Below are 11,025 nucleotides of genomic sequence, written 5' to 3' on the forward strand. Positions count from 1 at the left end.
GCCATGAATTTCACGACAAAACGCACAGACAACGCTAATGCAAGCATTAGTGGTCATATTACACTCAAAACACTCCAAGAGAAGATTGATAAGGTTATTAAAAAAATTGCCAAGAGTGCGAAGATCGATGGTTTTAGAAAAGGCAAGGTCCCCACGCAGGTGATTAAAACACGATATAAAGAGCAAGTCGAGCAAGACGCACAACAAGAGGCGATAGAGGATTTACTGCAATTGGCATTAAAGGAATTGGGTATTGCCCCAAATGAGCTTATTGGTAGTCCGATGATTGTCAAATTTGACAAGCTTGATGATAAAATTGAGCTTGAAATTAAAGTGAGCATTACGCCATCATTTGTGCTTGATAAAGTCGAAGAATATGTCCCAGAAGTGAAGCTTAAAAACATTACGAAAGCTCAAATTGATAAACGTTTGGAAGAAATGGCTAAAAACCGCGCAAACTTAAGTGAGATTACAGAAGATAGAGCTTTGCAAAAAGATGATACCGCAAATATTGACTTCGAAGGTTTCATTGAAGGCAAGGCATTTGAGGGAGGCAAGGGCGAGAACTTTAATTTACTTATTGGCTCAAATCAATTTATCCCCGGCTTTGAAGATGCGCTTATTGGTATGAAAAAAGGCGAGAAAAGAACCATTAAAGTAACTTTCCCTACAGATTATCAAGCCCCACATTTAGCGGGGAAAGAGGCGAGCTTTGATGTGAGTTTGCATAAGATTTTAAAAAGAGATATACCGGTGATAGATGATGCGTTTGCAAAGAGTGTAGCAGGGGAAGAAGCCACTCTTCAAACGCTAAAAGATATGACAAAAGCCCAGCTTGAAATGGAGCAGAAAAATGAGCTTTATAATAAGGAATTAAAAGAAAAGCTTATAGAGACATTACTTAGCAATGTGTGCTTTGACTTGCCTGAACTCATTGTAGAGCAAGAAATGGATATTTTATTTAGAAATGCCCTAACTAAACTCGCACCAGAGGAGTTTGAAAAGCTAAAAGACAATCAAGATGAGGCAAAAAAGCAGCGTGAATTGCAACGAAATGAAGCCCAAAGAAGTGTGCAAATTACATTTATTATGGACGCTTTGGCGAAAAAATACAATATTAAAATTGATGATAATGAAGTCTTGCAGACTATTTATTATGAATCTATGATGATGGGGCAAGACCCACGTGCTATTTTGGAGCATTATCAAAAGAACAATCTTCTCCCTGCTATTAAAATGACTATGATTGAAGATAGGGTATTGCAGTATTTGCTTGATCAAAAGTTTGAGGCTTCTAAAAATGTAAAAGAGAAACCTAGTAGCAAATCTTCCAAGGAGGCATAAATGAGTAGCTATATTCCTTATGTTATTGAGCGCACGGGGAGGGGCGAACGTAGCTATGATATTTATTCGCGTTTGCTCAAAGACCGCATTATTTTGCTAAGCGGTGAGATTAATGACCATGTGGCTTCTTCTATCGTGGCACAACTCCTTTTTTTAGAAGCTGAGGATCCCGAAAAAGATATTAACTTTTATATTAATTCCCCCGGTGGGGTGATTACAAGTGCTTTTAGCATTTATGATACGATGAATTATATCCGCTCAGATATAAGCACTATTTGCATAGGGCAGGCTGCGTCTGCGGGGGCATTTCTCCTTAGCTCCGGCACAAAGGGAAAACGTTTTTCCCTGCCAAATTCACGCATTATGATACATCAGCCTTTAGGGGGAGCACAGGGGCAAGCTACGGATATTGAGATACAAGCCAAAGAAATTTTGCGTTTGAAAAAGACTCTAAATGAAATTATGGCAGAAAACACCGGGCAAAGTGTAGAGAAAATTAGCCTTGATACAGATAGGGACTTTTTTATGAGTGGAGAAGAGGCGAAGGCGTATGGGTTAATTGATGAGATTCTAACAAAAAGCTTGAAGTAATAATACAAGTAACAATAAATGAATATGTGGAGAGATGTGCATGGATTTTGGTGACTTAGACTTAGATATTGGCAATAATGATTTTTTTGGGAATCTTGAGAGCACAGAGGGAAGTAATAAGAAACAATCAACCACCGCCTCTCAAAATGCGACAGATACTACCCAAAAACTTAGTTCCATATCCAAGCAGGCATTGCAGGCACTTGAGAAAGATGATATTCTCCCCCTGCCTGAAAATTTTGAAGCTTATTTTGAAAAAACATTACTTCAAGAGCAAGATGAGGGCATACGAGAAAAGATAAAAGCAATGGTTGATAGCGCTCATAATGACACTCGTTTGATTGCGCTTGAAAAGGCATTTAATGATAATTTTGCTACCTTAAGAAATATCTTAGAGCATTTGCTTACACTCTGCAAGCAAATGTCTGCTATGGAAAGTAATACCAATAAGCGTCTTGCTGAAATTAGCACCATCACCAATCCCCTAGGCGTGCAAAATGCCCTCAAAGTGCTTGTAAATGAAATAAGAGGCTTTCATAAAGAGTTTGTAACGCAAGCTGATATTATCTCCCGCGCTTACCGCGATATGCACGCTCAGTCTTCTATTGCAAAATCTGGTGCTACATACGATACCACGCTTGGCGTTCATACGCGCTCATTTTTAATTCACGCCCTTGAGCTTGAGTGCAAAAATGGTAAAGACTTCCCTAGACATTGTGCTCTTGTGGTTTTTGCTCCAGCAAAAGAGCTTGCCTCACAGCTTAATGAGCAAAGCAAGCTTGTAATAGCATTTAAGAATATTGCTAAAGTGGTATCAAAAAATGTCGGTTCAAAGGATATTGTCTCATATTTAGGAGGCGGGCGCTTTGGGGCATTGCTTAAGAATGTGCAAGCAGAGGGGGCGATTGCCTTATGTGAAGAAGTGATAAAAAAATGCAAAGGCACGAATATTTTTATCGGTGATACAGAATTGCAGCTACATATTGTAATGGGCGGAGTGGTGCTTGATATTGAGAAAACCCCAGATGTAATGCTCCAAGAGGCAAAAGAGCAACTTCAAAAGGCATTTGAAGAAGACAAATCGCTCCAGTTTGCCGCAGCACAAGAGAAGCCCCAAGCTAAAGAGGGCGATGATTTTGAAATACCCGGAGATGACCTTGGCGACCTTAGCGATTTTGACTTATCCTAATCCAAAATTGAGGGAAAAGTCTAAAGTAGTTGAAATATTTGATGAGAAGCTTCATCAATTCCTTGATGATATGTATGATACGATGATGGCACGCAAGGGCGTGGGACTGGCTGCTATCCAAGTAGGAGAGGCAAAGCGGATTTTGATTATTAATATTCCGCGAGAAGAGGATAATTTGCAACATAAAGAAGATTTGCTTGAGATTATTAACCCTGTCTTTTTAACCCAAGAAGAAAGCATAGAATGGGAGGAGGGCTGCCTTTCTGTGCCAGATTTTTATGAGAATATTAAACGATTTAATAAAGTTTCTATCAGCTATAAAGACCGCTATGGGAATGATAAGATTCTCAAGGCAGATGGGTTTTTGGCAGTGGCTATTCAGCATGAGATTGACCATTTAAATGGCGTGCTCTTTGTCGATAAGCTGCCTATTTTGAGACGTAAAAAGTTTGAAAAAGAATTAAAAAAATGCAAAAACCCCAAGGATTGATATGACACATACCATTCTCACAGCTACGAGTTTTGGCACAAGTGCGAAAATTATAGAGGTAGAAGCCTCTTTTACTAACGCCCTGCCGCAATTTAATATCACAGGACTTGCCCATAGCTCGATTCAAGAATCTAAACATCGTGTTTTGTCCGCCCTTGCTAATAGCGAGATAGTCCTTCCAACCGCTAAGAAAATCAATATCAACCTCTCCCCCTCTGATTTGCCAAAAAGTGGCGGGCATTTTGACTTGCCCATAGCTCTTGCCTTGCAGAAAAACACAGAAGAAGAGCAAGAGTGGTTTGCTTTTGGCGAGCTTGGGCTTGATGGCAGTATTAAGTATCTTGATTCTATTTATCCGCTTTTGCTTGATATAGCACTTTTGTATCCTCAAGCAAGAGTGATTGTCCCATCTTCTGCAAAAGCCTTGCTAAGTCCTATCCCTAATCTTATCTTTTATTTTGTGGGGCATTTAAAAGAAGCTATTGAGATTATCAATAATCCACCACCCCTAGATATATCTCCTCGTACAGAATCTTCCTTAGGCTTTAAAAGCCTTGAAATTGCGGGGGAGCGGTATTTTTATGATGATGACTTTAGAGATGATTTTAGAGAAGTCAAGGGGCAAAATATCGCAAAAAGGGCAGCCCTTATAGCGGCTGCGGGATTCCATAATTTTATTATGGAGGGTTCTCCGGGCTGTGGTAAAAGTATGATTGCTAAGAGAATCTTATATATTTTACCCCCAAGCTCACTCCAAGAGATGATAGAGAATGTCAAGCACCAAGCATTAAATAAGCAAAACACCCATTACACGCCTTTGCGTCCGTTTCGTAATCCTCATCAAAGCGCGAGTAAATCAAGTATTTTAGGTTCAGCTACACAATTTGAGGTTAAGCCCGGCGAGGTTGCATTAGCCCATAATGGTATTTTGTTTTTTGATGAGTTGCCACATTTTAAGAGAGATATTTTAGAATCGTTGCGCGAGCCACTTGAAAATAACAAGCTTGTTATATCCCGCGTGCATTCTAAGTTGGAATATGATACAAATTTTATGTTTATAGCTGCGCTTAATCCATGCCCATGTGGGAATCTCTTTAGTAAGAGTAAGGAGTGTCGTTGCCAAGATAGGGAGATTAGCACATATCGTGCGCGGCTCTCAGAGCCATTGCTTGATAGAATCGATATTTTTGTAAAAATGACTGAATATGAAGAGGGGAGTGATAAGGAGGTGGCTGGCTTAGATTCGCAAAGTATGCAAAAAATGGTATTTCTTGCCTTTGAGCGGCAAAAGGCAAGAGGACAGAGGGTCCTAAATGGCAAGCTTGATGAGAAAGATATTGCTACATTTTGTGTGCTTAATGATGAGTGTTTGGGTTTGTTAGCCCAAGCTACCCAGCGCTTTGCCCTCTCTTATCGCGCACAGAATAAAATCAAAAAGGTAGCGCGCACCATTGCGGATTTAGAAAATAAAGAAGATATAGGCAAAACCCATATCCTTGAGGCTTTGAGTTATCGTAGAATCTAAACAAAGAGAGGAAAAGCATGCCTGAACAACCCATAGAAGATTTACATAAACGACTAAAAAAGATCATAGGGCAGCTAAATGGCATTGATAAGATGATACATGAGAATGCCCCGTGTACAGATGTGCTTATCCAGCTTAATGCGGCAAAAAGTGCCTTGCATAAGGTGGGACAAATTGTATTAGAGGGGCATATTAATCATTGTGTGCGTGATAGTATATGCGATGAGACAAATGATATAGATAAGACTTTAAGTGAGCTTGCCCGTGCGATAGAGCACTTTTCTCGTATGAGTTAGCTTTGAGTTAAAGGTTTTAAGAATCGCTAAGTAAATGCTATGAGTTTGTCATCACGAACCTGCATAGCAGGTGAATCATCTCTACTTGGATTTCTAGCAGATTCTATCCCGTTGTCATGTCTAGAGCTTGAGAATCAAGCGAAGAATCTCTGTGGGCGACTAGTGACTCGTTTAGAGATTCTTCGGTCGCACCTTGTGCTCCCTCAGAATGACAAAGTAACGGAGTTGTTAGTGATTCGGGCGAAGTTTCTTCACAATGCTTGGAATGACAAACTAATTTCCCTTGCGGGTGGCTAAGTTTGTCATTCTGAGGGAGTGAAACGACCGAAGAATCTCTGTCCGAATCACTAGTCGTGCTTTTTGGTGTTTTTGAAAGCAAATCCGCTTATAACCGCGCGTGTGCTCGCCCTTTGCTTAATAGATTAGCGAATTCTTGCAGTAATTCTTTGATTTACCTTAAGGCAAGGGAGAGAGGCATTAAAGGCAAGCAGGGGATAAGCTTATAAGTATTTTTCTTGGTAGGTTAAAAGGCGGAGATTTTCTTTACTTAATTGATAGTCTTTGTCATATTTTTTACGCACAATTTGCTCTATCATATCTTTGCTATCTTGTGATTCATCTTTTAGCAAATCGATTACAAGCCCATAGAGTTGGATATTTGTAGCAATGCACTCTAGGGCTTTGTGCCTCTCTTGGATAAAGAGTTGCTCATCTTTGGAGTATTTTTTTAATTTCAGCACGGAGTAGTTAAATACACTTTGAATGAGATGGGGCTTAAGATAAGGCGTGAGGATCTTTGGGAGCTCATCAAGCAGGCTTTCTATATGGTCTTTTTGCATAAAGAGTAGCACGGGAGTGATACTTGCAATGTTTTCTGTATTTTTATCACTTGAGCGGGCTTCTAGCTTTAGCCACAGACGCTTTAGTGGGCTATAGTGGTATGATTCTAACTTCATTTGTCATCACAAATTTCTGTGCCAATGCCTTGTGAGGTAAAAAGCTCTAAAAGGAGTGAATGCTCTACGCGCCCATCAATAATATGGGCTTTTTCTACGCCATTTTGCACGCAATCTATGCAGGCTTGGAGTTTGGGTATCATACCTCCGCTAATCACCCCCTCTGCTTCAAGCTCTTTAATACTTGAGGGCGTGAGGGAGGAGATAAGCTCTTTGTTGGCATTAAGCACACCGGTAATGTCGCTTAGGAAGATGATTTTTTGTGCTTTGAGTGCTTTGGCGATATGGCATGCGGCAATATCTGCATTAATGTTATATCCCAAATGCCCAGCCCCTTCACCGGTGGCTATAGGTGCTATCACAGGTACAAAGCCATCTTCAATCACTTGGAGTAAAAATTCAGGATTGACCTGCGTAATCTCCCCCGTGTAGCCCAATGCGCCATTATCTTTTGCCTTTGCTTGAAGTAAGTGCGCATCTTTACCGCTCATACCCACAGCCTTTGCCCCATGGAAGTTCAAAAACGCACTGAGCTCTTTATTAATCTCCCCGCTTAGCACCATTTCAACCACGCGCATAGAATCTGCACAAGTAACGCGATAGCCATTTACAAAGTGGCTTTGTATGCCCATTATCTCAAGCATTTCATTAATGCGCTTCCCCCCGCCATGCACAATTACAGGCTTTAAGCCTAGCATATACATCATCACAATATCAAGGGCGAATTTTTCCTTTAACTCTAAGCTACTTTGAGCTGCCCCACCATATTTGATTACGATGATTTTACCGCGAAAGATTCTAATAAATGGGAGAGAATCTAGTAATATTTTCACAACTCTCGCATTTTTTTGCATAAAGATGCTCCTATTGAAAGATGAATTGCTATTATATATCAATATATACTAAAATGCTTACATAAAAGGAGCGTATATGAAAATAGTCATTTTAGATGCAGATACTTTAGGGGATTGTGATTTAAGCGTTATAGAATCATTAGGCGAGGTGGTCTCTTATGGCTTTACTCGCCCTAATGAAGCGCTTACTCGGTGCGAAGATGCAGAGATTGTGCTTACCAATAAGGTTGTGCTTGATAGAGAGATTCTCTCCCAACTGCCGAAGTTAAAGTTAATTTGCATTACTGCTACAGGTATGAATAATGTAGATTTAGAATATGCAGCGCAAAAAGGCATTGAAGTGAAAAATGTCGCGGGGTATTCTACAGATTCTGTAGCACAGCATACTTTAAGTATGGTGCTATACTTTTTATCAAGGCTTGGGTATTATGATGAGTATTGTAAAAGTGGCGCGTGGTGTAAGAGTGAAATTTTTGTGCATATCAATGGCGGACTAAGGGAGCTTAAGGGTTTAGAGTGGGGGATTATTGGCTTTGGGGCTATTGGCAAGCGCGTGGGAGAGCTTGCAAAGTGCTTTGGGGCAAATGTGAGTTATTACTCCACAAGTGGGCAAAATAATCAAAGTGAGTATATGCGTAAAGATTTGGAGAGTTTGTTATCAAGTAGTGATATTATCTCTATCCATGCCCCGCTTAATGCCCAGACAAAAAATCTCCTTAATCGCAGCAATTTAGGGCTGATTAAAGATGGGGCATTGCTTATTAATGTCGGTCGTGGCGGGATTGTGAATGAAGAGGATATAGCAGAACTTTTAAAAACCAAAGATATGTATTTTGGTGCAGATGTGCTTGAAGTTGAACCTATGAGAGCTAAGCATGTGTTTTTAGATAAGGCTATTGCGCATAAGCTACTTCTTACCCCTCATGTCGCTTGGGCGTATGACCAAGCCAGAAAGCGGCTTTTAGAGCAAACTGCGCATAATATAGCCAGCTTTAAAGAGAAGCTATAGTGCTTATATGGAGTGTGAATCCATAAATAATAATTTTTATTAAAAGAAAAAATCAATAATATACAAACTTGTGCTATGCTATAAAGCACAGGCAGTTAATTCATTCTAAAGGAGGTTAAATGAGTGAAGAAAAGAAAGTAAATGGATTTTTAGTATCTAAAACCGACACAAGAGGGAGGATAACATATTGCAATCAGGCGTTTATTGATATTTCCGGCTTTAGCGAGAATGAACTTTTAGGCAAGCCTCATAATATCGTGCGTCATAAAGATATGCCACGAAGTATTTTTGCCTATCTTTGGAGGGAAATCGCCCAGAAAAAGGAAGTCAATGTATATGTTAAGAATCTTGCAAAAGACGGAGGGTATTATTGGGTTTTTGCCAATGTAACGCCATCACTTGATACGGCAGGCAAAGTCATAGGGTATTACTCCGTGCGGAGGAAGCCAAACCCCAAAGGCGTAAGCTTGGCTATAGAGCTCTATGCCAAGATACAAGAAGCAGAAAAGCAAGGTGGCATAGAGAGTGGCTTGGCATTTTTTCATAAGTTTTTTGCAGACTTGAAGCAAAGTTATGACAATTTTATTTTACATGCTCAAGTAGGGGGTGAATGATGATAGCAATAATTTTAGGCATAATAATCGTAGCGTTGATTGCATATATCGTGTTTATAAAGATAAAAATTGGGCGTGAATATGAGCTTATAGCTAAAGTACATCATTTAATCAATGAAGTTTTACGTGGGAATTTTGAGGCACGTATCACCAATCTTGGCAATTCTGAAATGTGCGTTGTGGCTAGGGGTGTGAATGAATTGCTTGATAATTTAGAGACATTTATTAGAGAAAATAATAATGTGATACAAAAGTCCCAACAAGCAGAGACTTTTAGACCATTTTTAACCGATGGGATTTTGCCAAATTTGCAAGTGGTGGGAAAATATATTGATAATAATGTGAGTGCTATTAAAGAAGCGATGACACTCGGGGCAAATAGGGGGCTTACCTTAGCATTAGGGAATATCAATGGAGGCTCCAAGCAACAAAAATTTATACAAAAAAGCTTCCATGAGAGCCTTTCACGTTTAAGCGATATTTCAAGCAAAATTTCATCTATGGTTGAGCATTCTCAAAATAGTTACAACAAAATTGCCACCTCTATGTCAATGCTTGAATCAGCAAGAGAGCTTATTTCTGTGAATAATGACGCCGTAGGAGGCTTAAGCGAACGCTCTGCGGAGATAAATTCTATTATTGATGTGATAAATGATATAGCAGACCAAACTAACCTTCTAGCCCTTAATGCCGCTATTGAAGCCGCACGCGCAGGAGAGCATGGCAGGGGATTTGCGGTAGTGGCAGATGAGGTAAGAAAATTGGCGGAGAAAACGCAGCATTCTACTAAGGATATATGGACGCAAATTAATCTCTTTCAGCAAGCTACAAATGAGATATATGAAAATTCTCAAAAAATGCTAGAGCAAATGAGCGAATTTGGCAGCACAATGAATGCTTTTGAAGATACATTTAAGCAAATTAACTCATATTCTGTGCAAATTGATAAATCCACTAAAACGATCAGCTCGCGCTTAAATGGCAATATCCTTATGCTTGATCATATTATTTTCAAAACTGATGCCTATGATAATGTCTTAAAAAAGGTAGATTCTAAAGATTTAACCAATGAAATATCAGCGATTTTTCAAAATTGGCTAGAGACAAGAGGCGAGGTGCATTATGGCGGAACTAAAGAGCTAGAGAATATCGTTAGCTCTCATAATGAGCTTGTAGAATCTGCAAAAGCCGGCGTAGAAAATGCCTTTGCTTGCAATGATAGAAGTTGCTCTCCGGAGGTTTTATCACATTTTGAGGCAATGGAAGGTGCAAGTGATGTGCTCTTTGAACGCATTGATAAACTTGCAAAAACATGGGAGTAGAGTAAAAGAGGGAAGTAATAAGCCTTTAGCTTTTAGCATACGCTCCTCCTTGTATTGGAGTGTGTGGGGTTATTATGCGGGGTAAGTTTCCCCTGCGTGTGGCTAAGTCTATTCTCTGTAAGGATATAAAGTTTGGCATGTCTTAGGCTTTGCAAAGCCGAAGAATCTCTTTGATATATTAGAGACTCTCTTAAGTTGTCATTCTGAACCCCTGCAAGGGGTGAAGAATCTCTGCAAGAATCACTAGTCGTGTTTTTTGGTGTTTTTGAAAGCAATTCTTCGCCCTTTAGTAACTGACTTTCTAGTGATTCCTTTAAAGAGTCTCTGGTAGATAAGAGAGATTCTTCGGTCGCACTTCGTGCTTCGCTCAGAATGACAATAGGATTGGGATTGTCTAGTGGCTTTGTGAAGCGATTCTCCATAATGCTCAGAATGACAAACTAATTTCCCTTGCAAGGTAATTTTGTCTTGCGGGTCAGACTTGTTGTCATTCTGAGCTTGAGAATCAAGCGAAGAATCTCTCTTATATATTAGAGGCTCTCTTAAGTTGTCATTCTGAACCCCTGCAAGGGGTGAAGAATCTCTGTCCGAATCACTAGTCGTGCCTTTTGGTGTTTTTGAAAGAGAGTCTTTAGTAGATAAGAGAGATTCTTCGCCTAAAGGCTCAGAATGACAAAGTAACGGAGTTGCTAGCAAATCTAACAGCAATGCTTCACCCTTTATTGGGGGCTATAGAGCTGACAAACTAACCAAGTGTGTTTCATTTCCCCATCCTTACTTACTCACCCCTAAAACCATATCGCATAACGTAAAGAGAGCATATGGCTTTGTTGGT

The 11,025-nt window shown here is 39.8% G+C and carries 13 protein-coding genes and 1 pseudogene; 9 read left to right on the forward strand and 5 right to left on the reverse strand.

Going from position 1 to position 11,025, the window contains the following annotated elements:
* Positions 1 to 3: 3 nt before the first annotated feature.
* Genes tig through CQA63_RS05415 form a run of 6 tightly spaced genes read left to right on the forward strand, consistent with a single transcriptional unit; the run spans position 4 to position 5,435 of the window.
* Positions 4 to 1,344 (forward strand): trigger factor, encoded by a 1,341-nt coding sequence (tig, locus tag CQA63_RS05390; protein ID WP_104700160.1) that lies wholly within the window; start codon positions 4 to 6, stop codon positions 1,342 to 1,344.
* On the forward strand, positions 1,345 to 1,935 hold the full coding sequence (gene clpP, locus CQA63_RS05395; protein WP_104700161.1) for an ATP-dependent Clp endopeptidase proteolytic subunit ClpP: 591 nt from the start codon (positions 1,345 to 1,347) through the stop codon (positions 1,933 to 1,935).
* 40 nt (positions 1,936 to 1,975) lie between these two features.
* Entirely contained in the window at positions 1,976 to 3,124 is a 1,149-nt protein-coding gene (locus CQA63_RS05400) for a GGDEF domain-containing protein (protein ID WP_104700162.1), read from the forward strand.
* The gene (gene def, locus CQA63_RS05405; protein ID WP_104700173.1) at positions 3,093 to 3,614 is read left to right on the forward strand and encodes a peptide deformylase; all 522 of its coding nucleotides are present in this window, start codon (positions 3,093 to 3,095) and stop codon (positions 3,612 to 3,614) included. Before CQA63_RS05400 ends, def begins: the two co-directional genes overlap by 32 nt.
* A gap of 1 nt (position 3,615) precedes the next feature.
* A complete protein-coding gene (locus CQA63_RS05410; protein ID WP_104700163.1) occupies positions 3,616 to 5,139 on the forward strand; it encodes a YifB family Mg chelatase-like AAA ATPase in 1,524 nt (507 codons plus the stop codon).
* A 17-nt stretch (positions 5,140 to 5,156) separates the two neighbouring features.
* Positions 5,157 to 5,435 (forward strand): metal-sensing transcriptional repressor, encoded by a 279-nt coding sequence (locus tag CQA63_RS05415; RefSeq protein WP_104700164.1) that lies wholly within the window; start codon positions 5,157 to 5,159, stop codon positions 5,433 to 5,435.
* A gap of 103 nt (positions 5,436 to 5,538) precedes the next feature.
* On the opposite strand, the gene CQA63_RS09465 is transcribed toward CQA63_RS05415, so the two are convergent.
* The 3 genes from CQA63_RS09465 to argB form a co-directional block, all read right to left on the reverse strand.
* Positions 5,539 to 5,814, reverse strand: a complete 276-nt coding sequence (locus tag CQA63_RS09465; protein WP_147288734.1) for a hypothetical protein — start codon at positions 5,812 to 5,814, stop codon at positions 5,539 to 5,541.
* Between the two features lie 121 nt (positions 5,815 to 5,935).
* Positions 5,936 to 6,391, reverse strand: a complete 456-nt coding sequence (locus CQA63_RS05420; protein WP_104700165.1) for a hypothetical protein — start codon at positions 6,389 to 6,391, stop codon at positions 5,936 to 5,938.
* On the reverse strand, positions 6,388 to 7,245 hold the full coding sequence (gene argB, locus CQA63_RS05425; protein WP_104700166.1) for an acetylglutamate kinase: 858 nt from the start codon (positions 7,243 to 7,245) through the stop codon (positions 6,388 to 6,390). The genes CQA63_RS05420 and argB overlap by 4 nt, the downstream gene beginning before the upstream one ends.
* Positions 7,246 to 7,321: 76 nt before the next feature.
* Between argB and CQA63_RS05430 the strand changes: the two genes are divergently transcribed.
* The 3 genes and pseudogenes from CQA63_RS05430 to CQA63_RS10555 form a co-directional block, all read left to right on the forward strand.
* On the forward strand, positions 7,322 to 8,254 hold the full coding sequence (locus CQA63_RS05430) for a D-2-hydroxyacid dehydrogenase (protein ID WP_104700167.1): 933 nt from the start codon (positions 7,322 to 7,324) through the stop codon (positions 8,252 to 8,254).
* Between the two features lie 119 nt (positions 8,255 to 8,373).
* On the forward strand, positions 8,374 to 8,868 hold the full coding sequence (locus CQA63_RS05435; RefSeq protein WP_104700168.1) for a PAS domain-containing protein: 495 nt from the start codon (positions 8,374 to 8,376) through the stop codon (positions 8,866 to 8,868).
* 626 nt (positions 8,869 to 9,494) lie between these two features.
* Positions 9,495 to 10,190 (forward strand): annotated as a pseudogene (locus tag CQA63_RS10555) (methyl-accepting chemotaxis protein); the annotation flags it as partial.
* Positions 10,191 to 10,222: 32 nt separating this feature from the next.
* Here the strand turns inward: CQA63_RS10555 and CQA63_RS09470 are convergent.
* Together CQA63_RS09470 and CQA63_RS05445 are read right to left on the reverse strand one after the other, a co-directional pair.
* Entirely contained in the window at positions 10,223 to 10,465 is a 243-nt protein-coding gene (locus CQA63_RS09470; protein WP_147288735.1) for a hypothetical protein, read from the reverse strand.
* Positions 10,434 to 10,898 carry a hypothetical protein gene (locus CQA63_RS05445; protein WP_115511836.1) on the reverse strand — a complete coding sequence of 155 codons (465 nt, stop codon included), beginning with the start codon at positions 10,896 to 10,898 and terminating at the stop codon, positions 10,434 to 10,436. The genes CQA63_RS09470 and CQA63_RS05445 overlap by 32 nt, the downstream gene beginning before the upstream one ends.
* Between the last annotated feature and the right edge of the window lie 127 nt (positions 10,899 to 11,025).

The organism is Helicobacter marmotae, assembly GCF_003364255.1.
GTDB lineage: Bacteria > Campylobacterota > Campylobacteria > Campylobacterales > Helicobacteraceae > Helicobacter_C > Helicobacter_C marmotae.